General features: G+C 49.8%; 24 protein-coding genes and 1 pseudogene. 11 read left to right on the top strand and 14 right to left on the bottom strand.

Going from position 1 to position 24,224, the window contains the following annotated elements:
• Positions 1 to 12: 12 nt before the first annotated feature.
• Both L6J37_RS05095 and L6J37_RS05090 read right to left on the bottom strand, forming a co-directional pair.
• A complete protein-coding gene (locus L6J37_RS05095; protein WP_192014787.1) occupies positions 13 to 690 on the bottom strand; it encodes a hydrolase in 678 nt (225 codons plus the stop codon).
• 26 nt (positions 691 to 716) lie between these two features.
• Positions 717 to 1,583, bottom strand: coding sequence for a pirin family protein (locus L6J37_RS05090; protein ID WP_237794368.1), 867 nt, complete (start codon positions 1,581 to 1,583; stop codon positions 717 to 719).
• 95 nt (positions 1,584 to 1,678) lie between these two features.
• On the opposite strand from L6J37_RS05090, the gene L6J37_RS05085 reads away from it, so the two are divergent.
• The 4 genes from L6J37_RS05085 to arsB all read left to right on the top strand — a co-directional run bounded on the left by L6J37_RS05085 (position 1,679) and on the right by arsB (position 4,924).
• Complete coding sequence (locus L6J37_RS05085; protein WP_192014788.1) at positions 1,679 to 2,596, top strand: LysR family transcriptional regulator; 918 nt, start codon at positions 1,679 to 1,681, stop codon at positions 2,594 to 2,596.
• A 185-nt stretch (positions 2,597 to 2,781) separates the two neighbouring features.
• Entirely contained in the window at positions 2,782 to 3,108 is a 327-nt protein-coding gene (locus L6J37_RS05080) for a metalloregulator ArsR/SmtB family transcription factor (protein WP_192014789.1), read from the top strand.
• A gap of 9 nt (positions 3,109 to 3,117) precedes the next feature.
• The gene (gene arsH / locus L6J37_RS05075; RefSeq protein ID WP_218383625.1) at positions 3,118 to 3,837 is read left to right on the top strand and encodes an arsenical resistance protein ArsH; all 720 of its coding nucleotides are present in this window, start codon (positions 3,118 to 3,120) and stop codon (positions 3,835 to 3,837) included.
• 19 nt (positions 3,838 to 3,856) lie between these two features.
• Positions 3,857 to 4,924: an ACR3 family arsenite efflux transporter gene (gene arsB, locus L6J37_RS05070; RefSeq protein ID WP_218383623.1), complete on the top strand. Its 1,068-nt coding sequence runs from the start codon at positions 3,857 to 3,859 to the stop codon at positions 4,922 to 4,924.
• A 155-nt stretch (positions 4,925 to 5,079) separates the two neighbouring features.
• Here the strand turns inward: arsB and L6J37_RS05065 are convergent, their stop codons facing one another.
• The 3 genes from L6J37_RS05065 to L6J37_RS05055 form a co-directional block, all read right to left on the bottom strand.
• Positions 5,080 to 7,083, bottom strand: a complete 2,004-nt coding sequence (locus L6J37_RS05065) for a hypothetical protein (RefSeq protein WP_192014792.1) — start codon at positions 7,081 to 7,083, stop codon at positions 5,080 to 5,082.
• A gap of 51 nt (positions 7,084 to 7,134) precedes the next feature.
• Positions 7,135 to 8,001 carry a hypothetical protein gene (locus L6J37_RS05060; protein ID WP_218383619.1) on the bottom strand — a complete coding sequence of 289 codons (867 nt, stop codon included), beginning with the start codon at positions 7,999 to 8,001 and terminating at the stop codon, positions 7,135 to 7,137.
• A 606-nt stretch (positions 8,002 to 8,607) separates the two neighbouring features.
• Positions 8,608 to 9,513: a LysR family transcriptional regulator gene (locus L6J37_RS05055; protein WP_192014794.1), complete on the bottom strand. Its 906-nt coding sequence runs from the start codon at positions 9,511 to 9,513 to the stop codon at positions 8,608 to 8,610.
• A 158-nt stretch (positions 9,514 to 9,671) separates the two neighbouring features.
• On the opposite strand from L6J37_RS05055, the gene ycaC reads away from it, so the two are divergent.
• Positions 9,672 to 10,301, top strand: a complete 630-nt coding sequence (gene ycaC / locus L6J37_RS05050) for an isochorismate family cysteine hydrolase YcaC (RefSeq protein WP_192014795.1) — start codon at positions 9,672 to 9,674, stop codon at positions 10,299 to 10,301.
• A 22-nt stretch (positions 10,302 to 10,323) separates the two neighbouring features.
• Here the strand turns inward: ycaC and L6J37_RS05045 are convergent.
• Positions 10,324 to 10,533 (bottom strand): annotated as a pseudogene (locus L6J37_RS05045) (IS1595 family transposase); the annotation flags it as partial.
• A gap of 370 nt (positions 10,534 to 10,903) precedes the next feature.
• Between L6J37_RS05045 and L6J37_RS05040 the strand changes: the two are divergent.
• Complete coding sequence (locus L6J37_RS05040) at positions 10,904 to 11,764, top strand: hypothetical protein (protein ID WP_237794367.1); 861 nt, start codon at positions 10,904 to 10,906, stop codon at positions 11,762 to 11,764.
• Here the strand turns inward: L6J37_RS05040 and L6J37_RS05035 are convergent.
• Positions 11,726 to 12,691 carry an ABC transporter substrate-binding protein gene (locus L6J37_RS05035; protein WP_192014797.1) on the bottom strand — a complete coding sequence of 322 codons (966 nt, stop codon included), beginning with the start codon at positions 12,689 to 12,691 and terminating at the stop codon, positions 11,726 to 11,728. The two genes, L6J37_RS05040 and L6J37_RS05035, sit on opposite strands and share 39 nt — an antisense overlap.
• 287 nt (positions 12,692 to 12,978) lie before the next feature.
• On the opposite strand from L6J37_RS05035, the gene L6J37_RS05030 reads away from it, so the two are divergent.
• From L6J37_RS05030 to rarD, 4 genes are all read left to right on the top strand, one after another.
• Complete coding sequence (locus tag L6J37_RS05030) at positions 12,979 to 13,935, top strand: HlyD family secretion protein (RefSeq protein WP_442957000.1); 957 nt, start codon at positions 12,979 to 12,981, stop codon at positions 13,933 to 13,935.
• Positions 13,928 to 14,848 (top strand): ABC transporter ATP-binding protein, encoded by a 921-nt coding sequence (locus L6J37_RS05025; RefSeq protein WP_237794365.1) that lies wholly within the window; start codon positions 13,928 to 13,930, stop codon positions 14,846 to 14,848. Before L6J37_RS05030 ends, L6J37_RS05025 begins: the two co-directional genes overlap by 8 nt.
• On the top strand, positions 14,848 to 15,969 hold the full coding sequence (locus tag L6J37_RS05020) for an ABC transporter permease (RefSeq protein WP_192014799.1): 1,122 nt from the start codon (positions 14,848 to 14,850) through the stop codon (positions 15,967 to 15,969). Before L6J37_RS05025 ends, L6J37_RS05020 begins: the two co-directional genes overlap by 1 nt.
• Positions 15,970 to 16,072: 103 nt before the next feature.
• Complete coding sequence (rarD, locus tag L6J37_RS05015) at positions 16,073 to 17,002, top strand: EamA family transporter RarD (protein ID WP_237794363.1); 930 nt, start codon at positions 16,073 to 16,075, stop codon at positions 17,000 to 17,002.
• A gap of 36 nt (positions 17,003 to 17,038) precedes the next feature.
• Here the strand turns inward: rarD and L6J37_RS05010 are convergent, their stop codons facing one another.
• From L6J37_RS05010 to L6J37_RS04985, 6 genes are all read right to left on the bottom strand, one after another.
• Positions 17,039 to 18,169 carry an HlyD family secretion protein gene (locus tag L6J37_RS05010; RefSeq protein ID WP_192014800.1) on the bottom strand — a complete coding sequence of 377 codons (1,131 nt, stop codon included), beginning with the start codon at positions 18,167 to 18,169 and terminating at the stop codon, positions 17,039 to 17,041.
• Positions 18,169 to 18,549 (bottom strand): DUF3302 domain-containing protein, encoded by a 381-nt coding sequence (locus L6J37_RS05005; RefSeq protein ID WP_192014801.1) that lies wholly within the window; start codon positions 18,547 to 18,549, stop codon positions 18,169 to 18,171. The genes L6J37_RS05010 and L6J37_RS05005 overlap by 1 nt, the downstream gene beginning before the upstream one ends.
• Before the next feature lie 163 nt (positions 18,550 to 18,712).
• Positions 18,713 to 19,729 (bottom strand): glycine betaine/L-proline ABC transporter substrate-binding protein ProX, encoded by a 1,017-nt coding sequence (gene proX, locus L6J37_RS05000; RefSeq protein WP_192014802.1) that lies wholly within the window; start codon positions 19,727 to 19,729, stop codon positions 18,713 to 18,715.
• A gap of 10 nt (positions 19,730 to 19,739) precedes the next feature.
• Positions 19,740 to 20,882, bottom strand: coding sequence for a glycine betaine/L-proline ABC transporter permease ProW (gene proW / locus L6J37_RS04995; protein WP_192014803.1), 1,143 nt, complete (start codon positions 20,880 to 20,882; stop codon positions 19,740 to 19,742).
• Between the two features lies 1 nt (position 20,883).
• On the bottom strand, positions 20,884 to 22,074 hold the full coding sequence (proV, locus tag L6J37_RS04990) for a glycine betaine/L-proline ABC transporter ATP-binding protein ProV (RefSeq protein ID WP_192014804.1): 1,191 nt from the start codon (positions 22,072 to 22,074) through the stop codon (positions 20,884 to 20,886).
• 206 nt (positions 22,075 to 22,280) lie between these two features.
• Positions 22,281 to 22,544 (bottom strand): hypothetical protein, encoded by a 264-nt coding sequence (locus L6J37_RS04985; RefSeq protein WP_237794361.1) that lies wholly within the window; start codon positions 22,542 to 22,544, stop codon positions 22,281 to 22,283.
• A 313-nt stretch (positions 22,545 to 22,857) separates the two neighbouring features.
• Here L6J37_RS04985 and L6J37_RS04980 point away from each other — a divergent pair, with 313 nt between their 5' ends.
• Entirely contained in the window at positions 22,858 to 23,082 is a 225-nt protein-coding gene (locus L6J37_RS04980) for a hypothetical protein (protein WP_192014806.1), read from the top strand.
• A 39-nt stretch (positions 23,083 to 23,121) separates the two neighbouring features.
• Here L6J37_RS04980 and L6J37_RS04975 read toward each other — a convergent pair whose 3' ends face one another.
• The gene (locus L6J37_RS04975) at positions 23,122 to 23,922 is read right to left on the bottom strand and encodes a response regulator transcription factor (RefSeq protein WP_192014807.1); all 801 of its coding nucleotides are present in this window, start codon (positions 23,920 to 23,922) and stop codon (positions 23,122 to 23,124) included.
• Positions 23,923 to 24,224: the final 302 nt, after the last annotated feature.

Below are 24,224 nucleotides of genomic sequence, written 5' to 3'. Positions count from 1 at the left end.
TGAAAGGAGACGTTATCGTTGTGAGTCTAACGTTTCATTATTTTTCACAACATCTTGCGCTTTACCATAGCTCTCAATCAGGAGTTGGTAGGCCGGGAAAATCTTGGTATAAATTGCCGCCCATTCCATCGCATCTTCACGATTCCAGGTGCCTTGTAGCTCAGATGCAACAGCGGCGGTATCCATAGGAACCACACCAGCTTGTACCACTCTAGCAAGTGTGATCTCTTGGGCCATTTTCGAGTAGGTGCCCGAGGCATCCACAACCGCAAAAACCTTATAGCCATCGTAGACAGCACTGATAGCGGGAAATGCCATACATACACTGGTAATCGTGCCGGCAATAATGAGTGTTTTTCGCCCTGTTGCTTTTACAGCATTGACAAAGTCAGGGTTGTCCCATGCATTAATTTCACCTTTTCTCGCCACATATTGAGCATGCGGAGCGTTTTCATGTATCTCTGGAATCAACGGACCATTAGGCCCCTGAGGTACGGACGCTGTTGTAATGACAGGAAGCTCTGACAAAGTAGCCATTTTCGCTAAGGCAGCAGCCCGTTGGCGTAGTTCTGGCATAGGCATGTCACCGACGGTTTGGAACAGACCACTTTGGTGATCAATCAGTAGCATTACGCTATCGGCGGGATCGATTGTTGGTTTTGTATTTCCGAAATTAGCTGGAGAGCTCATTATTAATTCCTCAGTAAGTGCTTTATTTAGCTGATTTTTCCAAATTGGCCGTTGTTGTAATCAAAGATTGCCTGTGAAATTTCTTCACGGGTGTTCATTACAAAAGGGCCGTGACCGACAACAGGCTCGTTTAATGGCGCGCCATTCAGTAACAGCGCAGTTGTCTCTTCTTCTACACTGAAGCTAAAAACGTCTCCTTCACGTTCCATGACTGCGAGTTCAGCTTCATGAACAAGATGTTTGTCCTCAATCTTGACCTTACCTTTCAGAATGAAAAGCGCAGTGGTATGTCCTTCCGGCAGTTGAAAGGAAATGTGATGATTGGCTTTTAAACGCAAATCCCAAACATTCATCGGGGTAAATGTGCTGGCTGGCCCGGTAGTGTGTTCATAGGAACCGGCAATGATGCGAGCGATACCGGCATCGTCTGGCAGAGAGGCTTCAGGTATCTCCGCGTTGGTAATTCCCTGATAGGAAGGCGATGTCATCTTATCTTTTGCCGGTAAGTTCACCCACAGCTGGACCATTTCGAAGGCCCCGCCAGACTGAGCAAACGCCGGGCTATGATATTCTTCATGGATGATCCCTGAAGCGGCAGTCATCCACTGAACATCACCAGGCTCGATCGTGCCACCGGCACCGGAAGAGTCACGGTGTGATACGCCGCCGTCATAAACGATGGTGACGGTCTCAAAACCGCGATGCGGATGCTGGCCCACACCCAGTTTGTTTGTTGTGGGTGGAAAATAAGCGGGTCCGGCGTAGTCCATTAATAAAAATGGCGACATTTCTTGTGCAATATCGGCATAAGAAAAAATACCCCGTACCGGAAAACCATCTCCGACCCAATGATTACCGTTACTTTTTTTAATAAACGAAAGCTTTTTCATCATTCAACTCCTCAAGATTGCATGAATCTTAATGTAGTTGATACTCAGCTCTTTTATTAGGTAGTAAAATTCAAAAACACTTTTCAATGAGATGAACAATGGACTTTAATGAAACCGCAGTCTTCGTGAAGGTTGTTGAATCCGGAAGCTTTAGTGCAGCAGCAAGGCTGATTGGCTCGCCGACATCAACCATCAGTACGCGTGTTGCGCGGCTTGAAAAGCGGCTCGGCGTGACACTGTTGCAACGCACAACCCGAAAATTGCAATTAACCGAGGCGGGGGAAATTTACTTTAAGCATGCCGCGAAAGGGCTGCATCATATCCTTGATGCAGAATCGGCAGTCGTGGAGTCGGTGGCGGAACCGGCGGGTCGCTTGTGTATTACGGCACCGGCCGATCTCGGTGATCATATTCTGTCTGAGATCATTTCGACAATGAGGCAGCATTGCCCGAAAGTCACCCTGGAATTGGTCTTAATGAACCGGTATGTCGATCTGATTGCAGAAGGTATTGACGTTGCGATCAGGACGGGATCGCTGGCCGACTCAACCTTAGTAGCAAAAAAAGTCGGAACGGCATGCTGGGCACCCTTTGCGAGTCCGGCATTTTTAGAAACAATTGACCCCCCCGAAAACCCTCAGGATCTTCGTCATTACTCGTGCCTGCAATTCAGCGCATTAGGTAAAGCATCCTGGACACTGTACAACCAGAGCAACAGCGTCACTGTCCCTATGCCCGGTACCGTCGTGGTGAATGATGTCGGGCTCATGCATGCCATGGCGATTGCCGGCGAGGGCATTGCGTTATTACCGACGTATTTGTATGAAAATACGGGTCATGCAGGCAAGTTAGTGCGTATTCTACCTGAATGGCACGCAAAGGCTGATCCGATTCATATTGTTTATCCCCGACAACAATTTATGCCACCAAAGCTGAGGTATTTCATTGATTTAGCTTCAGAGCTGTTGGAGAAAAGGCTCGGTGGTATCAGTCGGTCATCGATGGCTGAAGGGTAATATTTGCATTGATGGCGGACAACGAGCTTACCCGGCTACAGACATGAGAGTTGCCGCCCATCGGCTTTCTTACCTAATGCAAGCAGAGGAAAGTACTGCTCCTTGCTAGCACCTCAAACAGTATTGACTTGCGGGCCGTAACCCAATAACCTCATCATATTCGAAATTTCATATATGATAGAGCCATGTGTGACGCATTAACGTTTTACAAATCACTGGCCGAGGAAACTCGGCTTAAATCATTGTTATTGCTGATGTCTAAGGGCGAGTTATGTGTGTGCGACCTGATGTCTTCGCTGGATCTGAGCCAGCCTAAAGTGTCTCGCCATCTGGCTGAACTCCGGAAGAATGGTCTGGTCAGCGATCAACGTCGTGGCAAGTGGGTGTATTACCGGCTGAATGACGAACTCCCTGTATGGATGCAGGAGGTTTTGAACCACACACTGAAAAACAATCAAGCGCTGATTACGGCAGAACTGCATTCGCTTTCTGCAAACCTATGTGATTTTTAGGAGGTTATTATGCCTGAGGTGCCAGAACTGTTGCCAAATATAGAAACGGATGAATTTCACATTCCGGAGACCGATATGCTTTGCCGTCAGTATGCCACGCACCCACCGCGAATTCTGCTGCTGTACGGCTCACTCCGCGAGCGATCCTATAGCCGCTTAGTGATAGAGGAATCTGCTCGGTTGCTCACCGCCATGGGCGCGGAAGTACGCATTTTTAATCCTGCTGGCCTGCCTCAGCCTGATACCTGCGAGGTGTCTCATCCTAAGGTGGCAGAACTGCGGGAGTTAATGATGTGGTCGGAAGGCCAGGTATGGTGCTCACCGGAGCGGCACGGTGCGATGACAAGCATTATGAAAAGCCAAATCGACTGGATACCGCTGAGTATTGGCTCCGTCAGGCCAACACAAGGTAAAACGCTTGCAGTGATGCAGGTTTCAGGAGGCTCCCAGTCGTTTAACGCGGTAAACCAGATGCGCATTTTGGGCCGATGGATGCGGATGTTTACGATTCCCAACCAGTCTTCGGTGGCGAAGGCATACATGGAGTTTGAAGAGGATGGCAGAATGAAACCGTCCGCCTACTATCGGCGCATCGTCGATGTGGTGGAAGAATTATTTAAGTTTACCTTATTGCTCCGCGACAATAAGAATTGGCTTGTTGACCGCTATTCTGAGCGTGTAGAGAGTGCTGAAAAGTTATCTGAACGTGTTAATCAGCGAAGCATCTAATTGAGATAGAGAATCTAGCATGACAAATACACAAGCCTGCGCGGATGTGGCTGTATCCCATAAAATGCGTTTTCTGGACAGGTATTTAACCGTCTGGATTTTTTTAGCCATGGCGGCAGGTGTCGGCCTGGGGGTGGCTTTTCCTGAGGTGGCGCAATGGAATGAGTCGATGTCAGTGGGAAGCACCAATATTCCGCTGGCGATTGGCTTGATTCTGATGATGTACCCGCCGTTGGCGAAGGTGAACTACAGCTTGCTGGGTGAGGTGACCCGGGATAAGCGTGCCATCACCCTGTCGCTGATCATGAACTGGATTATCGGCCCGATTCTGATGTTTTCACTCGCGGTGATTTTCCTGCGTGATCAGCCGGGATACATGGTTGGGCTGATTTTGATTGGTCTGGCACGTTGCATTGCTATGGTGCTGGTATGGAATGATATCAGTGGCGGCAACAAAGAGTACGGGGCGACCCTGGTTGCCCTGAACAGCGTGTTCCAGATTTTCACTTATAGCTTGATGGCCTGGCTGTTTATTACGGTACTGCCACCCATGTTCGGGCTGCAGGGATTTGCGGTTGATATTACCATTATCGACATCGCTGAGAGTGTATTGATTTATCTTGGCATACCTTTCCTTGCGGGCTTTCTGAGCCGCAAATGGCTGGTCGCTGCCAAGGGCGAGGATTGGTACAACCAGGTCTTTATCCCGCGCATTTCGCCGATCACCTTAATTGCTTTGCTGGCGACCATAGTGCTGATGTTCAGCCTGAAAGGCGAAATGATCATTGAGCTGCCAATGGATGTCGTACAGGTAGCGATACCGCTGGTGATTTATTTCTTGATCATGTTTTTTGCCAGTTTCTTTATCGGCAAAAAAATGGGCTTGCCTTACGATCAGAATACCTCGATTGCTTTTACCTCATCAGGCAACAATTTTGAGCTGGCTATTGCGGTGTCGATTGCGGTTTTTGGCCTGAATTCCGATCAGGCTTTTGTCGGTGTAATTGGCCCATTGGTGGAAGTACCGGTTTTGATTGCCTTGGTGAATGTCGCGCTGAAAATGAAGCGTAAGTATTATCCGGCTTAGTTGCGTATCTAGCACGCCATGAAATCCCGTCCAGCCTGCTGCGTGTAGTGGCGCAGAAAAGTGTGTTTTTTGCCACTACACGCAAAAGGTACGGTTCAGTTGCTCTCTGGTTGATACCGAGAGCGACTGAAATCGAGGGCTGCTGATACTGGGATCTACTGAGCTATTTCACTCGTTTCTTGTGCATTTTTATCGACTATGTCCTGCAATCTGTCTTTGATCTGCTGGCTGGATTCAGTCTCAATCTGCTGTCGGAGTTGCTCCAGAGTCGTGTTGTCCAGCGCGCGATAACTGAGAGAATTGGCGGCCACTTCGCGGGTGGTGACATTCGTGTCATCTTTGAGCGTCTGCAACAAATAGTCGGTGGCATCCGAGCCGGGGACAAACCGCAAGGCATGGGTAGCCCGCTGGCGAATGTCGGTATTGGATTGCTCGGTATAAGTGTGCAAATCTCCGAAGCTCAGGTATTGCCCCATATTTCCCAGCACTGTTAGATGATGAAGGGTCGCCGAGGTATCGGGCGCAGATCTGAGTTCCCGCAATTGATCAGAGACATAAGCGTTGGCTGTGGTGCTGTCTTCCACACCCATACGCTGAACCATGGCGCTTTTGGCCAGATCGACATTGGCTGGCATCGACGCCGCCAATGGGCTGTTGCCGACCATATTGGAGAAGCGTTCAAAGGTTTGTGTATTGCCCTGCGGCGACAGCGCCAGCGACGCCATGATTGAGGCCGCCGCCTGATTCTCATTCATCCTGGTATTCAGCGTGGTTAGCATTGCTTCCTGCGAAGCGCGGCTGGCCACTGTACTCAGTGCACTCAGATACAGGCTGAACCCCGGTTCATGAGTACCAAATTTCGCCAGATCATCGGTCAGCAGATCCAGATCGCCGGGATAGGCGCGGGCAAAGTTCTGCAGCAGGGCGCTCAGCTGGCTTTCGGCTTTAACCCTTTCCAGACCATCCAGCGACAGCATGGCATCATAAAGGTCTTTAATTTCCTGATAAGCCTCTTCCGCTGAGGTGTTGATACCCTGAGTTGTCTGATCTGACTTTTGTTGCTCAGCACTCGCTGCTTTCTGAGCGCCGGCCCCCTGACTGGCTTTGCCCCCGGTGGAGAGAAACACCTCAGCGGCGGTTAACTCGATCTGACGCTGCGATTGAACCTGTTGGATCAGGGCTAGTTCAGCCTGACTGATGCTCTGAGACCATGACGTCAGGTTAAGCACCAAGCGGTTGTTATTGCTTGCCAGCGCCTGGTCGTTGAGCAGATGCTGGACGCTTTCATCCACAGACAACGATTGCAGCATTCTGTCTTGCTGATCCCAGCGAGCCTGATGGCTGAAGGAGTAGACAGGCTTGAGTGTGTTTGCCAGTCCGCGGGCCTGAGCCAATCCACGGGCTTGGTCATAGACGGCTTTGTCCAGTTCACGGCGTTTGAATAAGGTGTAGCTGTCGGTTGCCGGCGTCGGCGTGGTGTCCGGCTGCAGGCTGTAGAATGCGGTGAACTCGCCGTTGTAATCCTTTTCTGAGCGTTGCCATTGCGCGTTGCCGCTGAGCGTTTCCGGAATAATGTGTTGCATCATGAAGGCGATCGTCTCCATGGATTTCAGCGACGGATGAGGCTGTGTCAGATAGACTTCCAGGATCTCACCTTCAGCGGAGCTGATGAACTCTATCCCTTGCTGCACCTGCTGACGAATTGCCGCCACTATCTCGGGATTGGCCTGCTGATTGACGACGGCAGTGATGTCCGGCGACGGTATTCTTATCAGCTTGTAGATGAGATCATCCTGGAATTGCCGGTACTGGAACATTTCACCGGTAATATCAAAACGGATCGTTTGCTCAACTGTGGTGCCAGGGGCCGAAAAAGCGATATCGGCACTGTATTGCAGCGCAAAGACTTGTTTAGCAAATGCCTCAGAGGCGGTGTTGTCACTGTGTGAAGACGGCATGCCAGTGTGCTGAAAAGCCGGCGTATTGCTGTTCGTGCTTGTTTGCGTGGCGGGTGGCTGGACTAAGGCAGAATCGGATTCATGGTCAGGTACGGCGGAAGCGGGCGATTCTGAGAGACGAAACAGCGCGGCACCTGCGGCTACGCAGCTGACCAGCAGCAGGATAAAAAGTAATTTGTTCTTCATAGAATATTGACTCATGACACAGAGATGCTCCCCGCACTGTGGATGCGGGGAGGAAGGGCGCTGAGATTACTGAACGGGCAGGAAAGTGCTTCCTTGCGCTAATGTTTTCTCAAAGGTGTAGCCAGGCCATTCATAGATGGTCAATTTGTACTTATCGTTCACCGAACCGTAAATATTGCCACCGGCCAGATTGGCGGTATTGGTAATGCCGTAACCAAACGCAAAACCATTTTGCGGCGCATCCCAGCGACCATAGGCTTCAAAGGCCAGATCATCCGAGATAATAGACACTTCACCACCGAGAGAGATTTTATTCAGCAAAATGCGGGCGGAGGCTTCAGTGAATCCTGTCACATCGGCGCTGGGCACGGCTTTGGCGGTCAGTGCTAGATTGTCGTAGCCTGCTTCCAGTGCCACGTTGAGCTTGGTCCTTACGCCGACACCAACATCCAGAATGACAGGTCCCAGCGGGATACCCGCATACAGGCCAAGATCCGGAATGGGCAGAATCGGCAGGTCTTTCTTCAGCGATGGCCCTTCTTCTGCGGACATGGTGTATTCCTGAGAAAGGATATCGGTACCCATCACATTGACGCGACCATCAACGCCGAATTGCGCTGCATTGGTTGCTGTGGCACCTGCGGTGACAGACGCCACCTGAATATCATTATTCAGTAATTTGCCATCAATACCGGCAATACCTTCAACACGCAGGCAGTTGCTGCGGCCTTGCACGTTCAGATAACCTTTAATGGTAGAAGAGGCCAGATCCTGAGAAGAATCATCCACATCTTTGGTATAGGAGCCTCCGAACCTGGCGTCGACAAGTGCCTCACCGGAGGCAATACAGTCGGCGTACAATGAGGCGTGAGCAACTGGAGTCAGGCTGAATAAGGGTAAAGCGATGAGCGCTAATTGCTTAAATTTGGCCATAAAGGTTTCCTTATATAATAGGAGTGTTAACGCGTCTTGAGGTTTTTCTGGAATACACGAACGTGATGGATACCTTTTAAAAGTACGTTTTTGCTAATTTATTATTATCTAATGTTGTGGTTTTCTAATTAATCTTCTTTGTGAAAATAAAAGGAACATTTTTCATGTTTGTATATGGGCTGGAAGCTAATAAAGAGTTTTCTGTTTTGCTGTTCCTTGTGGTGTATTATTCACTGTTTTTTTATTCTTTTATTGAAATTATCAAAATGAAAAAATAAAGTCCATCTAATTTTCGTTCGAGCGCCGTCTTTATCTGGACGTTGTTAATGTGAGCAAAACGGGTTGCCGTTAATTATTTGTAATGAATGCTACGAAAGGCGGTTGGTGTTGGGTTTTTATAAGCTTTCGGTTAACAACAATTTTATTAATTCTTTTATTATACTTTAGTAATATCTAATGCTTTGGCGGAGAAAAGGTGAAAGATTTAATTCGATGTTATATGAAGGGGTAAGCTGACGTGTATAAGTCAGACACGAAGGGTTGATAATAGCCCTTGACTGATATCATGGATGCTAACGGCATTTTACCGTGAGAGCAAAGCAACCATTATTCTTCATCGATGGTATTGAACCTTTGTGCAAGATAGTTAATGAGCGTGCGAACAGAAGGTAATAATCCGCGCCGGGTTGGGAATATGGCATGAATAATTTCCTGGTGAGGAGACCAATCAGGCACCACTCTGACGAGCAGGCCCTGTTTAAGTTGCTTTTGCACCATAAGTAATGGGAGCTGAACGATACCCACACCAGCTAAAGCTGCAGTACGTAAGGCAATCATATCGGTCGTGATAAAGCGGGGAGTATGCTGCACTGTGATTTCAGATTGATCCGAACTAAACAGCTTCCAGGTGAAAACCTTCTGCTGACTACTCAGCCCGAGACTGGGCAGGGTAGTCAGATCATGCGGGGTGACAGGCGGGTTGAGTTGTCGAATCAGATCCGGGCTCGCCACCAGACACTGACCTCGCACCGCTAAGATACGCATAACAAGCTCACTGTCCTGGATTGGGGGTGGCCGGACACGGATGGCGATATCGATGGCTTCTTTGACCACATCAACCCGGCGGTTAGTGGCTTCCAGATGGATGGTAATCTGCGGATACATGGCCATGAAATCAGCCAGCATCAGTCCGATGTGCTGATGTAACAATGCAACCGGACAAGTTATACGAATAACACCTCGCGGCTCAGCCCGGGTTGTCTCAATGACCTCTTGCGCCGCCTCCGCTTCTACCAGCATGGCTTTACAATGTTCATAATAAGCACGGCCGATTTCCGTCATTATAAACTGGCGTGTGGTACGTTGAATGAGCCGGACACCGAGCTTGTCTTCTAAGTTAGCAATGCGGCGGCTGAGCTTGGATTTTGGGATACCCAACGCCTTACCGGCGTGAGTAAATCCTCCATGATCTACAGCTTGAACAAAATAGTAGAGATCGTTCAGATCGTGCATCGTATACATTGTTCTGAAAATAGGACACTGATACTCATTTTAGCACCCTACTCTTCCCTGCGAGCAGTATCTACTTTTATACGATGCTGTCATCGGCCACCGTTCATGGCAGTTCGTGAAAAGTGTATGGCACTCACAGAACGGGGAAGGAGAAAACCATGAGTAAACAATATGTTCGGCTTGATAAAAATAATGCAGCAGTGTTGCTGGTGGATCACCAGACCGGCCTTTTGTCACTGGTTCGGGATATAGACCCTGATAAATTCAAAAATAATGTGTTGGCAGTCGGTGATTTAGCAAAATATTTCGGGCTGCCAACGATTCTGACAACCAGTTTTGAAACGGGTCCTAATGGTCCTCTCGTTCCTGAACTGAAAGAGCAATTTCCGGATGCGCCGTATATCGCCCGGCCGGGGCAAATCAATGCCTGGGATAATGAAGACTTTGTGAAAGCGGTTAAATCGACCGGTAAAAAACAGCTTATTATTGCGGGTGTAGTGACTGAAGTCTGTGTTGCATTCCCGGCATTGTCAGCGATTGAAGAAGGTTTCGATGTCTTCGTCGTCACCGATGCTTCCGGAACTTTCAACGAAGTGACCCGCCATTCTGCCTGGGATCGTATGTCTCAGTCGGGCGCGCAGTTAATGACCTGGTTCGGGTTAGCCTGCGAGCTTCACCGTGACTGGCGAAATGACATTGAAGGACTCGGCGCATTATTTTCAAATCATATCCCGGATTACCGCAATCTGATCACGAGCTTTAATACCCTGACTGAGGGTAAAAAGTGAGTGTTTTATTAATATTTATTGATTACCGCCGAGCCTCAGCTAGCCTAAGTAGGCACTGGGGCATCGGTGGTGTTTGAATACTTGAATAGATCAGCTGTTCGAGCGTCTTTTCTAAATAAAAATACCGATTGAATTTAAAACAGAACTCAGAAAGATAGCGTGGGAAATACTTGTCGATAGCGTTACAAGTGCCATGCGCTGACTTTTTTGTGTTAATAATCATTGCGTTAAGTTACTTTAACTAAATCAGAACCACGCCGTTTTCTCCAGCACCAGTGATAATCATTTTACGCTATTTTACGATTATATATACCTGAGGAAGTTGTACTCAATGGCTCGTGGAAGCGACCACTGATGACAGCGGTTAAACAATAATTGACTGAGTATCCGCACCTCAATATTTAGAATAATATTGGGGTGTGGGTTCGCTCAGTGATGAAATGTGATTCAATGATTTTATCTGCTTGGCTGTTACAATTTCTCAGATCTTCGATAATGCTACGGAACACGAAATCAGAGCATTAGTCTAATAATTGTCCAGGCTGTTGGACATAGTGCATTTATTACTACCCAGTCAACAAGAGCAAACTAAGCTGTCAGTAATGAGCTGGGTTGAGTGTAGTCTTGTAATGACAGGTATCGGGTGTCGTGTCAGTGTTAAGTTGGCTGGATTGGTCTTGGTGTCGGTATGCTTTGTTTCGCCTGCGAATCATGCGGCTTGGCATACAACCACCTCGATCGGGGGGCATGATACCTGGGTACCCGAGGCAGACTCGGATACCCCAGGGGGGAATCTTGGCCTCGGCCTGTTCTATTCCAATGCCGACAGTCTGGCCGGGCAAGCCAGTATTATTGCTTATTATGATAACGATAGTGATCATCTGGATCCTGATCATGACCCTTTCTGGACTATGGCGGGCGGCTCGCTATCCCAACCTCTGGTTAACCTGGATGATTCTGGCATAACACTTGGCTGGCAGACGGGTGTCAGCTGGCTTCAGAATACGGTGTTCGGCGTGGAAGAAGCTCTGCAGGCACAATTGGGGATTGTAGTGAATTATCAGCGCCAGGCTGACGCTGTCGGGCTGGCACTTGGCGCCGGCTACTACGGGCTGGAGTTCGATGACGATGTCCCTGAAACCAGAGGCTATAGCCGGGAAGCACTGAAACGCAGCAGTGACGCATTAGCCTGGAAGCTGTTTTTTCGGCGCTCTGTAAAGAATACATTTAGCTGGGAAGGCTACTGGCAGCAGTGGCGAGATCAGGATAACTGGCTGGAAAACCAACTCTTTCTGGCGATCCATTACCCGATTCTCCATCCCGTTATGAACAGCCTGAATGTCTCGGTGTCATACACCCGCTATAACCTGACGCCTTACCGTGTCCAGGGTAAAGCGCCGATCCTGCCTTGGGACGAGAATGTATTATTCCGGCTCTATACTGAGATCCCACTCAACTGGTAAGACGTTGGATTGTGGCTCTGGAGTCATAGTTAAGGCTTGCTGCAGGTTGTCTGCCATGGCTTCAGAAGCCAGCATACCCCGGCAGCTGGCCCAGTGATTACCGTCGACACCGATGAGCTGCCCGCTGGAAACGGCCTTCAGCGATTGCCAGGCAGGCCGTTGCTGCCACTGTTCTAGAATACTGCCAGGTTCCATGTTGCCGGATAGCAGAATGTCGGGATCCATGCTTGCGATATCGTCAAAAGTCAGCTGTCTCAGTGCTCTGTCTTCTTCGCCGACTTTCTCGGGCACCGTTAGCTTGAGGGCTTTCAATACGCCGCCAGGGTAGGCGGCCCCGGAATAAGCGTATAAGCCATTTTCGGACGCCACAGCGAAAAGCACGCTCTTACCGTGAAAGCGGCTGAGTGCGTTCGCCGCACCCTGCATAGTATCTTTGTGTTGCAGAAGCCGTGCCTGCATGACATCAGGATGGCCTGCGATGTCGCCAATCTTCAGGGCAACGTCAAGGTTCTCCTGGTAGGTTTCACCGCGGGATGCCAGCAGTACCGTCGGGGCAATCTGGCTGAGCGTGGCATAAATCGCCTGATGCCGGTTAACATCGGCGATAATCAAATCCGGTTTCAGCGCCGCGATCTGTTCAAGATCGGGCGTCGCTCTGCCACCGACGGATACCCATCCCTCCAGCTTCGCCAATACCGCAGGATGCAGATTGAGCGGATCATTATCATCGGCAATCCCCACGGGGCTGATATCAATAGCTGCCAGTGCATCAGCGAAGGCATACTCCAGTGTGATAATGCGTTGGGGTGGTGCGTCCAGGGTAAACGGGTTCCCAAGACTGTCGGTGATGGTAGTGGAAAAAGCTGTGGGGCTGGTGAAAAGGAAAAGAGAAAAGGTTATCCAGCGTAAATATCCCAACAGTGACATGGTACTCCCTTAAAAGTCAGAGAAAAATTTTACTTTTACTTGATAATGAAGTGCATTTCATTGCGCGACATTCTAATGGCTTTTGTTGGCAGTACAAGGGGGAGTGATGAGCTGGCCGTCAGTATTGGACCATGATCAATGCCTGTTGGGCATATTCCTCATCTGTCGCGAAGTGAGAAATATGCAGCAGTAATGAGTATGAAATTACGGCATGCTTGTGCTAACACATTGAATTTCACCTTATCTTAACTAGGTTTACCTTACAGCCTGTCTTGGAGTGGCGCTAAATGAAATCTGTTGGGTCATTGCAATTTATGGTGCTGACTCTCTTGTTACTGGCTGGGTGCGACAATCGTCCGTCTTCTCTGGCACTGGGCACTCTGGAGCGCGATCGTATTACGTTGACGGCGACGGCAAATGAAATCATCCGCGACATGCCGGTAGCCGAAGGTCAGTCAGTGAAAGCCGGAATGGTGCTGGTCAGGCTGGACACGACCCGCCAGGCCGCTATTCTGGCGCAGGTTAAAGCCGAGCAGGCCAGAGCGGCGGCTTATCTGCTTCGGCTCACTAACGGTGAGCGGGTGGAAGATATTGCGGCGGCTAAGGCGCAGCTTGAACAGGCGAATGCCCGTTTGACCGATGCTGAAAAAACCTATCTGCGCAGAGAGAGCCTGGTGCGGCAGAAACTGATCAGTGTGGCCGAGCGGGATACCGCAAAAGCTGAGCGTGACAGTGCTCGGGCGCAAGTGGCTGAGGCGCGGGAGAATTTTACCAAGCTGACCCGGGGCGAAAGAATTGAAGACATTCAGCAGGCGCAGGCGGAACTGGAAGCGGCAACAGCCAATGTGGCGCTGCAGCAGCGGATTTTTAATGACCTCACTGTCTTGGCGACTCGCGACGGTATTTTGGACAGCCTGCCGTATAATCTGGGCGAGCGAGTGCCCATGAGCGCCGTTGTTGCCGTCATTCTGGCTGACAGCCAGCCTTATGCCAGAGTGTATGTCCCTGAACCATACCGAGTTGCATTGCAGCCCGGCAGCGTGGCAAAGGTGTATGTCGATGGCGTTTCAGAGCCTTATGAAGGCACTTTGCGCTGGATTGCGACAGAGCCGGCCTTTACTCCTTACTACGCGCTGAATGAAGACGACAGGGCGCGGTTGGTTTATCTGGCTGAGTTCGATTTGTCGGATGCCGAGACCTTGCCAGCCGGCGTACCTGTCCAAGTGGAGATGCCCCTTGAGTGATCTTGCTATCAAGGCAACAGGGTTGACGCGGCGGTTCGGCGATTTTACCGCAGTGAACAAGCTGAACCTGCAAGTACCCAAGGGCAACATCTACGGCTTTCTGGGGCCGAATGGCTGTGGCAAATCCACAACGCTGCGTATGTTAACCGGACTGCTGAGCCCCAGTGAGGGAACGATTGAAGTGCTTGGCCTGCGTATTCCTGAACAGGCGGAAGCGCTACGGATGAAAATTGGCTACATGACGCAGAAATTTTCTTTGTATGAGGATCTGTCAGTCAAAGAAAACCTGCAGTTTGTTGGTCAGATTTATGGTTTACCAGGCAGAGAGCTGAAACCCAGGGTGGCAGAGCTCGGCAGCATTTATAACCTCAATGAATTGATGAAACAACGGGTTGGCAGCATGAGTGGCGGGCAGAAACAGCGGCTCGCCCTTGCGGCGGCTGTGATGCACAAGCCCGATTTACTGTTTCTGGACGAACCGACCTCCGCGGTGGATCCCCAGTCGCGGCGTGATTTCTGGGAGCAGCTTTTTGACTTGTCTGACGCTGGCACCACCATTCTGGTGACGACTCATTACATGGACGAAGCTGAGCGCTGTCACGGGCTGGCGATTATGGAAGCCGGTGAAATAAAGGCAGACGGCCCGCCTGATACCCTGATGAAGCAGATGGGGGTCAGTGTGGTTGAAATTCAGGCACCGGGACTCAGGCAGATTAAAGACAGTTTGCTGGCCATTCCGGCCGTGGTGTCTGCAGCGCAGTTAGGTATTCGTCTGCGGGTCTTGGTGCGCGCAGAAGAATCTGACCCCGTGGCCTGGCTGAAACGTCAGGTGCCGGCACTGGCTCAGGCTGAGCTGGATGTGGTTCGCCCCAGTCTGGAAGACGTTTTTGTGACCAGCACAGGGAGCAGGTAATGAATGTTATCACCTCCAGTCTTATCAGAATGAAAGCAATTCTGGTGAAAGAATTTCGCCAGTTGTCCCGCGACAGAATTACCTTTGGCATGGTAGTGATGATCCCTCTGATACAGCTGTTGTTGTTTGGCTTTGCCATCAATACGGATGTGCGCAATATTCCCGTGGCGATTGTGGATCAAAGCCAGTCTCAGTATGGCAGGGTGATCACCGAAGCGGTTAAAGCCACTCAGGTGGTCACTGTGGTTGCTACTTACGCCACGCCCAGAGAAGGTGAACAAGCCATTACTGCCGGGACGGTACGCGGTGTGCTTGTTCTGCCGAGGGATCTGGATCAACGATTGGCACAGCACAGAAAAGCCGGGCAATGGCTGGTGGATGGCTCAGATACTATGGTCAGTTCTGCTTTACTGCAATTACAGAATATGCCGGTCGATCATCTGGTCTCGGATTACAAAGCGCAGCAGTCGAGTGTGATGACACCGACCTTTGAAGTCGCGCTGTACTTCAACCCGGAGCGGCGAACGGCGGTGAATATTGTGCCGGGTTTACTCGGCGTAATACTCACCATGACCATGATACTGTTCACCTCTGCGGCGATAGTCCGTGAACGGGAAAGGGGGAATCTGGAGTTGCTGATCACCACACCTGTGCATTCCCTTGAACTTATGCTGGCAAAAATTGCTCCTTATATCGTTATTGGTCTGATTCAGGTGGTGATTATTCTTGGGCTGGGTCATTACATTTTTGCGGTGCCTATTAATGGCCCGGTCAGCCAGATTCTGTTGGGCACCTTGCTATTTATTGCTGCCAGCCTGACTCTGGGGCTGGTGATCTCGACAATTGCCCAGACTCAACTGCAAGCCATGCAGATGACAGTGTTCATTCTGCTGCCTTCTATTTTGTTATCCGGCTTTATGTTCCCGTATGAAGGTATGCCCGTGGCTGCCCAATGGATTGCAGAAATTCTGCCTGCTACCCATTTTATGCGCATGATACGGGGTATAGTGCTGCGCGGCGCCGATGTGGCTGTGCTGTGGAAAGATGCACTTTGGCTGCTGGGTTTTACCTTGCTCGGGTTGCTGCTGGCTTCCTGGCGATTTAAGAAAACGCTGGACTGACCCGGCTCCCATCCTCTCAACGTCCTGCATCCCTGACGGAAATTTATATCGCCATTGGCGACAACGGGCTGATATCATCCTGTGCGTTTAAGGTTGTCGCCAAATGGATCGGATGTCAGGGGGTAATGTGGGAAAAGGCGTTTTTCTGTCAGTGATGTCGTCGTGTCTGTTCGGGGCGCTGTATTACTACTCGACCCTGCTGCATCCTCTGAATGGCGAAGCTATCTTTAGCTGGCGGCTGTTACTGACCTTACCGTTTCTCACCGCTTTTCTGCTGTTTAGCAAAGAATGGCCACAGGTGATGGCTATTGTGACTGAAATCCGCCAGCGACCTGGCTTATGGCTGGGCTTGCCACTGTCGGCTTTTCTGCTGGGTTTGCAGTTCTGGCTGTTCATGTGGGCGCCGATCAATGGCCGTGCTCTGCCGGTTTCTCTGGGCTATTTCATGATGCCGCTGGTGATGGTGGTGCTGGGCCGTTTCGTTTATCAGGACAGACTGAGCGGGCTGCAAAAAATTGCGGTTCTCTTTGCTGCAGTCGGTGTTGCTCATAAGCTTTGGCTTTCGGGAGGTTTGTATTGGGAAACGCTGGTGGTGGCGATAGGTTATCCCGGCTATTTTATGCTGCGGCGTAAACTCGGTACAGACAGTCTGGGCGGCCTGTGGTTTGATATGGCCATCATGATCCCACCGGCCATCTGGTGGTTATTTTTTGAGCATGAAAGCCTGAGCGTTTTTGCCCAGCACCCTCATCTTAGCTGGCTCATTATGGGGCTGGGTGTCATCAGTGCTTTTGCGGTTGGCAGCTACATTGTGGCGAGTAAACTGCTGAGCTTCAGCCTGTTCGGATTATTGAGCTATGTGGAACCGGTATTGCTGGTGGTGGTGTCTTTGGTACTCGGGGAAAGCATTGCCGACGGAGAGTGGCCGACCTACCTCTTTATCTGGGTGGCAGTACTCTTTCTGATCTTGGATTGTGTGCGTCAGATAGTGACCCAGAAGCAGATTCGGTTGGCAGTAAAGGCAGAAGAGTGAAGCATGCCTGCGCATAGCAGGCATGCTGGGGGAAGATTAATGATCCAGATACAGGTAGTTCTGCCAGCTCTTCATGCGAATTAATATCTTACGCATAACTGCCAGGTGGTGTGCGTGATCTGAATACACGGCAATTTCCATATTGGCCCCTAAAGGCAGTTGGTACTCACTGAGATCGTCAATCATTTTGAACCTGACCAGCGGCCGGCCCTGGCGCATTAGCATATCGGTGCCAATCAGCGTTCCTTGTGCTTGCGCCTGACCTTCACCAATGGCCGGTAATACATCAATGACTTCGGCTTTAAACGTTTTCCCCGGAATGGCACGGAAAATGATATCGGCTTCAAAGCCGGGTTTGAGGCGCAACAGCGAGTTCTGACGAAACGCACCTATGATGAAGTCATCGTTGGTATTGATAAAGGTCATCACTGGGCGCAGTGGCAATGGCACAGCCATCATGCCCGGGCGTAACAACACCTGAGTCACAAAGCCATCTGTAGGCGCACGAACGATAGTGGAATCCAGGTTAAACTGGGCTTTGACCAGCTGCGCTTGAATCTGAGCAACAGCTGTATTCTGGCCATTAATGTTAGACTCGTAAGCCAGCTTTGCCCGGCGCTCATCAGCTTGCGCGGCTTCCAGTGCCGCTTCGGCGCTGCGGTAGAATTGCTCACGGTTATCAACATCGGCTTTGGTGAAAGCGCCGCGTTTATACCCTGTCGCATAACGTTGGTACTGCTGATAGGTGCGATCGCGTTCTGCCTGCGCTTTGATGCGGGTTGCCATTGCCGCTTTGTAGCTGGCTTCCTGCCCAAGTACATTTTGTCGGGTTTCTGCAAGCTGGGCTTCCAGCCTGTCAACTTCCGCCTGAAAAGGCGTGGGATCAATTTTGAATAGAATATCACCTTCATCCAGCGGGGAATTCGGGGTGACAGGCACTTCAATGACCTTACCGCGCACGTTCGGCATGATAGGTGTGGAGACGAAATATTCACCGCCCAGGCTGGTATGGGGGTGGTTATAGTTCATGAACAGGACCAGAGCGCCGACAAGGATGATACCGCCAAGTACGGCAGTCGGCACTGTCCACTTATTTAACGGAATCCGGAAAACTTTGAAGATAAAAATACAGATGGCCGCGTAAGAGAGGACCAGTAACGTTTCCATTATTGATTACCCTCGCTGTTATTATTGCTGTTATTCATTGGCTGTCGTTGTTGTTTTAACGCGGTAAGTTCGGATTGCAGTAGCTGGAGTTGCATTTCCATTTTGGTTAACTGGGTCTGAAGCAATACTTGTTCATCATGAACCTGTTTGAACCCCCAGCCTCTTTCTTTACGCCACAGGGTTGCCCATATCCATAAAAATGGCCACAGAGCATGTAATGTGAACAGGCTTACCCAGCCCGCATAATGAATAGCATCCTGATGAGGGTGCTCTCGCTCTTTGGCGATCTCATAAGGAATATCGTGAATCGCTATAATGCCGTAAAACAAAACAAGGGCTACAAAAATAAGTAAACCCAATGCAAAATAATCCAAGAACATATATTTACCGTCAAATTTTAACCATGATATTAAGAATATAGCTAATAAATACACTTAGCAATTATGAGGTTTTTGTCTTTCAGGTTTAATACAGATTTCATCAGGCCAGCACGAGAGGCTGGCCTGACAAATATACTATCAGATTAATTGCATAGTTCAGCTATTAAGATGCATCATCAGCGGCTTTTTTTGCCTGGCTAATCCAGTTGTCAAATACTTGCTGGTGCGACTGAATCCAGCCGTTAACATGGTTTTCTATGTCTTTCTGGGAATTCTGGCCCTGACTCATACGCATATTCTGAGCACTGACGTCATTGATATTCAGTGTCATGATTTCAAACAGTTTGGCCGCAGCCGGATTGTCTTCAGCAAACTGTTTGTTGGCAACAATGCGCATGCTGTTCATTTCAAAGCCGTAGTTTTTACCGTTAGGCAGGGCGGTATCCACTTTTGCCCGCTCGCCCGGTAATGACGAGAACGGCACTTCCAGCCATACCACATCTTTACCCGGAACCAGCACACCGCTGACCCAGTAAGGGGTCCAAGTGTAGTACAGAATGGGTGAGCCATTGCGGTAGCGGGAGATGGTATCGGCAATGATGGCGGCGTAATTACCCTGGTTATGGGTGACTGTGTCACGCAGCCCGTAGGCATCCAGTTGGTGTTCGATCACCCCTTCACATCCCCAGCCTGGGTTACAGCCGGTCAGATCGGCTTTGCCGTTTCCGTTGGCATCAAACAGCTTTGCCAGCTCAGGGTCTTTCAGCTGGCTGATATTGGTGATGCCGTATTTATCGGCGGTTTTTTTATCAATCAGATAGCCCTGAGCGGCTCCGGTGATGTAATAGCCTTTGCGGTAGAATTTATTGTCTCCGCCTGATTGGATGAATTTGTCTTTATGAAGGGGTGCCCAGTTCACGGCCAGGAAAGTGGCATCGCCATTGGCAATCGAAGTGTAGCCTACATTATAGTCCACCTCTTTAGTGGGCCGGACGTCGTAACCCAGTGCCTCCAGTGCTTTATTGACGATCAGTGTCTGGAAGGTTTCTTCCGCCACTGTACTTTGTACTGGCTGTACGGTAACGCCTTCACCGGGTAAATCTGCTGCTATGGCAGGGAAAGAAAAGGCGCCGGCAAATAATGCCGTGCTCAGGGAAAGTGACTTCCAGGACCTTGTCATTGTCTTCTCCTCAGGGTTGTGAATGTGTTGTCAGATGCGGAGCCTGGTCTTTTTTGAACCGGCGATAAATGAACCCGATAGGGCCGTGTTCATACCAGTGACGGTAAGATCGGCCGCGCTCGGACGCTCCCATTGCCTGTGTCAGCCGGTCGAGCAGGATAGCCAGAATGACAATACCCAGCCCGCCAATGGCGGCCAGCCCCATATCCAGACGGCCGATACCGCGCAGCACCATCTGGCCCAGTCCGCCAACGGCTATCATGGAGGCAATCACCACCATAGACAGTGCCAGCATCAGGGTTTGGTTTACCCCGGCCATAATGGTGGGCATGGCCAGCGGCAACTGAACCTTATAGAGCATTTGTTTCGGGTTCGCGCCAAAAGAGTGGGCGGCTTCAATCAGTTCCTCAGGCACCTGGCGGATCCCCAGAATCGTTAGCCGGATAATCGGAGGCAGGGCAAAGATGATGGTTACGACGACACCAGGGACATTCCCGATACCAAATAACATCACTATAGGCACGAGATAGACGAAAGCGGGCGTTGTTTGCATCGCATCAAGAATAGGCCTGACAATTCTGGCCGATTTTTCACTCCGTGCCAGCCAGATACCGGTTGGTAAGCCAATCAGCAGACAAAAGAAAACGGATGTCAGAACCAGCGCCAGCGTGACCATCGCCTGATCCCAGGCTCCGATAGCCCCTATCAGCAGCATCGAGATCACACTGGCAATCCCCATGCGCAGGCCGGCAATCTGCCAGGCCAGGATCATGATCAGAAAAATCATCAGGAGTGCCGGTGTGCTCTGCAGTGTTGCCTGGAAGGCTGTGAGGATGTAATCAATCGGCACACTGATAGCCTGAAAGGCGGGCCGGAAATTGACAACCAGCCAGTTGATGCCGTCTTCGACCCATTGGTCGAAGGGGATCAGGGCATCCTGGAACGGATGGATCCAATCGATGGACGGGTCAACGGGCGTTGTATCTGTGGTATTGAGCCAGTCGGAGCCGGAATTGGGTGTCGAAGTGGCTGAATTGCCCCAGGGGTCGGTATTGCTGGTATCTGTGCTGGACCAGGGGTCTTGTGAGGCCGGTACGGATGAGGGACTGTTCGTCACCGGTGCGGATGATTCTGGGTGATTTTCCTGGCTCATATCAGGCCTCCCGGTCTAGCGTCTGTAACAGGCGTGCTTTGGTAATAACACCATGATAAACCTGGTTTTCATCGACAACAGGCACACCGTAGGGCAGGTCGGCCACCCGACCTATCAGCTCACCTACAGGGGTTTCAGGCAGGAAAGTCACGGTATCGACCAGCAGAGCCTGAGTCAGGGTCTGATCTGCTTTGCTGGCCGTTTGCAGTGTGTCTGTTGACACCAGTCCGACATACAGGTTACGGCGGTCGACCACAATGCCGAACTCTCTGTCATTATCATTGAGCAGTTGCAATGCGGCACGCGGGCCGTCCGTTTCCCCCTTTTTAATCACAGTGACCTGGTGTTTGCGAGCGATGTCTTTGGCCGTAAAGACATTGGTAACATCTACGCCCTTAAAGAAAGAGCGCACATAGTCATTGGCCGGGTGATGGAGGATTTCATCCGGTGTGCCAATCTGAATCACTTCACCGTTCTGCATAATGGCAATCCGATCGCCAATCCGCATGGCTTCATCCAGGTCGTGAGAAATAAAAACCACAGTGCGTTTGTCATCATTTTGCAGGCGGATAAGCTCATCTTGCATTTCGGTGCGGATCAGCGGATCAAGGGCAGAAAAAGCCTCATCCATCAACAGGATGTCCGGGTCATTGGCCAGCGCTCTTGCCAGACCGACCCTTTGCTTCATACCGCCTGACAACTCGTCAGGGTATGAGGCAGCATATGCTTCCAGCCCAACCCGTGTCAGCGCCTGGAGTGCCGTATCGTAACGGGTGTCTTTGTCGACCCCCGCGAGATCCAGGCCGAAGGCGGTATTATCAATAACCGTCATATGGGGCATGAGAGCAAATGATTGAAACACCATGCTGATATTGTTCCGCCGCACAGTACGCAACTCATCCTCTGAAATGTTGGCGATGTCTTTGTTATCAAGCAGTACCTGACCGCTGGTGGGCTCGATGAGGCGGTTAAGCAGGCGAACCAGAGTCGATTTTCCTGAGCCGGAGAGGCCCATGATCACGAAAATTTCGCCTTGGTTAATGGTGAGAGTGGCATCTTTGACGCCGACAGTCAGGCCGGTTTTTTCAAAAATGGCATCCTTATCTAACCCCTGTTCCAGTAATGGAAACGCCCTTTCAGGGGCACTGCCAAACACTTTGTAGAGATTCTTCACTTCCATTTTGACAGTCATAAATGAGGGTATCCGCTATACAATCCTTACAGATAAAACGTTTTGCTATCTAAGTAATTATGGCAGCTGATTTTAAGCGGGTAGGGTTTAATTTGGCTCAGCTTGTGTGATTGTGACGTGCGTTGGTTTGTTTTTTTGTTTTTTAATCAGATGAATAGGTGGAGATAGCGTCGTCGACCAGATAGTCAGCTTATATGGTTAGGCCACTATTGAATGTGGCCGGTTTTGAGCGGGAAGGTGACCTGGAAACCGTTTTTGCCTGCCGAAGATTGTGGTTCCAGTGAAATAGAGCCGCCATGCAGTTCAGCCAGTTCAGCCAGTTCAGCGATGTTGCGGATGATGGACATGCCCAGTCCCATCAGATGACAAATTGTGCTTAGGGAGGCAACATAAGATTCTGTTTTCTCACGTAAAGGATGATCTTTATCAATATGCACCAAGGTTAATTTGTTAGAATTATGCCGATTCATCGCAAAGTTCCCCTGAAGGTATGTATGCACACCTTAGAAAGGGAAACTTAAAACAGACTTAAGACATAAAAATCATCATCTCATCTTTACGTCTTTTCAGTCGCTATTAGTTGATACATTGATTTTAGTTATGTTTTCTATCTTCAATATTTGTGACCTTGCTCGTGGTGATATAAGAGGTACGTCCAGTTTATTGAGGGATATGTCAATTTCTTACAGGGAATTAACGTTTAACATAAATGTCACATTGAGATTTATTATTGTCATATTTTGTTGCGATGATGACCGCCAAGGAAAGGAGTGAAGAAGCGCAATGAACATGAAAATTCGAGCCAATCATCTGGAACCGATGGGATTTGAAGAGTTCTCCCGTTTAATCGATATGATTCCAGCTTCTCGCAGTCCTATGAAAGTCGAACCGCTGCTGGGTAGTGTGCTTTCCCATCATTCGGGTGAAGCACGGGAAGGGAAGATTGTTATGTTGTCGTCCGGTACGGCTGAGTGGCCGAAACGCCTGCGTACTGCTAACGGGTGTTAAGTCAGACGTTTGACACAGACAACGCTATATCAGGGATGCTTATTTCTTTTCCAGGCTTAACAGGTAATTCCTGAGATTTACCCCTCTGTTAGTAATACCCAGTTTATTGCGTAAGCTGTTTCTGTGGTTTTCCACTGTCTTGCGCGCCACATTCAGGGTACTCGCAATTTCTTTACTCGACATCCCGCCTCGGATGAATTCTGCAACCTGCAGTTCTGACGGGGTCAGCACCTCCAGCAAACGGCTATTCATCCCCGGTACATCGTTCAGCAGGCTTTCCATATTGGATTTCACAATCTCAAGGCACATTTTCAGCCCGGGATCCTGCACCTGTTTCAGGCGGGCTTCCACTTCCGGTAAATGGGTATTGCGTACTTCCTGCTGTAAATGCTCAGGCAGGTGATTCTCCGATGCCGTAGTGAGGAAACTCAGGGAGCTGGCAAGTTCGTTGATGATTTTATAATCCTGCTCAATGGCAGACAGTTTAGGCTCAGCTGTATTATCGTCCTTGGCTTTGATGTGCAGGCAATAGACAGCAGGCGCATTACCATCTTGCAGACACAGCGTCTCGAAGGCCAGATTGGCGACAGAAAACCGGCACTGTTCGGTTTGCTGCAACAGCACTGATCTGATCTGCGCAATATTGGCCGGGCCGACCAGAAAAACAAGATCATCCAACTGCTTCAGAGTGAGCGTCGCAACCGGGTAGTTACTGGCAATCACCTGCTCATGCTGATCAAATGCAATGAAGTAGATGTCGTGGTGCGCCAGAAGCTGTTGATAAATGCCGGCAGTCACTTTGGCTGCACTGCTGTTTTGATTGGCGGTGTGCTGACTCATGTTTCCTGATTACCTCGTTTTCTACTGACCGCGGCCTTGGCCAGTATTACCCTGCCATGATACCCAGCTTTTACCTATCAATCACCTTGCTTTTTTGTTTGTAGGTGTTTGGTAGGTGTTTTATCTCGTGTTATTACGTATCTAACTTGTGTTATTTGTCTGGTCAATGAGGAGTTCGTTGTTTTTCAGCTGTTATTGTGATTGTTATCACTATGTAAAAACAATGTGTCGAGATCTTGATCTCATTAAATACCTAAAAAACACCTATATTAATACTCATGTAATACTCAAATCACAGGTGG

Source organism: Photobacterium sp. WH77 (assembly GCF_022014395.1).
In the GTDB taxonomy this organism is placed as follows: Bacteria; Pseudomonadota; Gammaproteobacteria; order Enterobacterales; family Vibrionaceae; genus Photobacterium; species Photobacterium arenosum.
This window is presented reverse-complemented; position numbering and strand designations above follow the sequence as displayed.

Bases quoted from the DNA above. Each gene is read 5' to 3' on its own strand.
- L6J37_RS05095 (WP_192014787.1), bottom strand. From the start codon at position 690: ATGAGCTCTCCAGCTAATTTCGGAAATACAAAACCAACAATCGATCCC.
- L6J37_RS05090 (WP_237794368.1), bottom strand. From the start codon at position 1,583: ATGATGAAAAAGCTTTCGTTTATTAAAAAAAGTAACGGTAATCATTGG.
- L6J37_RS05085 (WP_192014788.1), top strand. From the start codon at position 1,679: ATGGACTTTAATGAAACCGCAGTCTTCGTGAAGGTTGTTGAATCCGGA.
- L6J37_RS05080 (WP_192014789.1), top strand. From the start codon at position 2,782: ATGTGTGACGCATTAACGTTTTACAAATCACTGGCCGAGGAAACTCGG.
- arsH (WP_218383625.1), top strand. From the start codon at position 3,118: ATGCCTGAGGTGCCAGAACTGTTGCCAAATATAGAAACGGATGAATTT.
- arsB (WP_218383623.1), top strand. From the start codon at position 3,857: ATGACAAATACACAAGCCTGCGCGGATGTGGCTGTATCCCATAAAATG.
- L6J37_RS05065 (WP_192014792.1), bottom strand. From the start codon at position 7,083: ATGAGTCAATATTCTATGAAGAACAAATTACTTTTTATCCTGCTGCTG.
- L6J37_RS05060 (WP_218383619.1), bottom strand. From the start codon at position 8,001: ATGGCCAAATTTAAGCAATTAGCGCTCATCGCTTTACCCTTATTCAGC.
- L6J37_RS05055 (WP_192014794.1), bottom strand. From the start codon at position 9,513: ATGCACGATCTGAACGATCTCTACTATTTTGTTCAAGCTGTAGATCAT.
- ycaC (WP_192014795.1), top strand. From the start codon at position 9,672: ATGAGTAAACAATATGTTCGGCTTGATAAAAATAATGCAGCAGTGTTG.
- L6J37_RS05040 (WP_237794367.1), top strand. From the start codon at position 10,904: ATGAGCTGGGTTGAGTGTAGTCTTGTAATGACAGGTATCGGGTGTCGT.
- L6J37_RS05035 (WP_192014797.1), bottom strand. From the start codon at position 12,691: ATGTCACTGTTGGGATATTTACGCTGGATAACCTTTTCTCTTTTCCTT.
- L6J37_RS05030 (WP_442957000.1), top strand. From the start codon at position 12,979: ATGAAATCTGTTGGGTCATTGCAATTTATGGTGCTGACTCTCTTGTTA.
- L6J37_RS05020 (WP_192014799.1), top strand. From the start codon at position 14,848: ATGAATGTTATCACCTCCAGTCTTATCAGAATGAAAGCAATTCTGGTG.
- rarD (WP_237794363.1), top strand. From the start codon at position 16,073: ATGGATCGGATGTCAGGGGGTAATGTGGGAAAAGGCGTTTTTCTGTCA.
- L6J37_RS05010 (WP_192014800.1), bottom strand. From the start codon at position 18,169: ATGGAAACGTTACTGGTCCTCTCTTACGCGGCCATCTGTATTTTTATC.
- L6J37_RS05005 (WP_192014801.1), bottom strand. From the start codon at position 18,549: ATGTTCTTGGATTATTTTGCATTGGGTTTACTTATTTTTGTAGCCCTT.
- proX (WP_192014802.1), bottom strand. From the start codon at position 19,729: ATGACAAGGTCCTGGAAGTCACTTTCCCTGAGCACGGCATTATTTGCC.
- proW (WP_192014803.1), bottom strand. From the start codon at position 20,882: ATGAGCCAGGAAAATCACCCAGAATCATCCGCACCGGTGACGAACAGT.
- proV (WP_192014804.1), bottom strand. From the start codon at position 22,074: ATGACTGTCAAAATGGAAGTGAAGAATCTCTACAAAGTGTTTGGCAGT.
- L6J37_RS04985 (WP_237794361.1), bottom strand. From the start codon at position 22,544: ATGAATCGGCATAATTCTAACAAATTAACCTTGGTGCATATTGATAAA.
- L6J37_RS04980 (WP_192014806.1), top strand. From the start codon at position 22,858: ATGAACATGAAAATTCGAGCCAATCATCTGGAACCGATGGGATTTGAA.
- L6J37_RS04975 (WP_192014807.1), bottom strand. From the start codon at position 23,922: ATGAGTCAGCACACCGCCAATCAAAACAGCAGTGCAGCCAAAGTGACT.